This window comes from Sphingobium sp. (assembly GCF_033795625.1).
Taxonomy (GTDB): Bacteria; Pseudomonadota; Alphaproteobacteria; order Sphingomonadales; family Sphingomonadaceae; genus Sphingobium.
In genome coordinates this window covers 1-563 of sequence record NZ_JARYGI010000144.1, presented here as the reverse complement: position 1 = coordinate 563, position 563 = coordinate 1, and the positions used below count along the sequence as shown (strand labels likewise).

Here is a 563-nt window from a genome sequence, read left to right as displayed (position 1 = left end):
AGCACGATCGAGACGGCGCCCACCAGGGCATAATTGGCGTGGCGTTCCATCAGCCTTCTTTCTGCTTCTTGGCGGCACGGCCGCGCGGCCCCAGGAAATAGCTTTTGATCCAGGGATGGTCCGATTGCTCGAGCTCGGCGACCGGCGCGACCGCGACGATCTTCCTGTCGGCGACGACGGCGACCCGGTCGCAGATGGCATAGAGCGTGTCGAGATCGTGGGTGATCATAAAGACTGTGAGACCGAGCGCATCGCGCAGTGTCTTGACGAGGTCGTCGAACTCTCCCGCCGCGATCGGATCGAGACCGGCTGTCGGCTCGTCGAGGAACAATATGTCGGGGTCGAGCGCGATCGCACGCGCGACGCCCGCGCGTTTGCGCATGCCTCCTGAAAGTTCAGACGGTTTCAGGATGCCGGCATTATCGGGCAGGCCGGCAAGCTTGATCTTCAATCGCGCGAGATCACGCACGAAGCCCTTGGAAAGATGCGCATGCTCGAGGAGCGGCGTCTCGACATTTTCCTGCACGGTCAGGAAGGAGAACAAAGCGCCCTGCTGGAACATC

Annotated in this window: 1 protein-coding gene; it reads right to left on the bottom strand. The window is 61.8% G+C overall.

Going from position 1 to position 563, the window contains the following annotated elements:
- Positions 1-49: 49 nt before the first annotated feature.
- On the bottom strand, positions 50-563 hold a 514-nt coding region (locus tag QHC67_RS19070), incomplete at its 5' end, for an ABC transporter ATP-binding protein (RefSeq protein ID WP_319296740.1).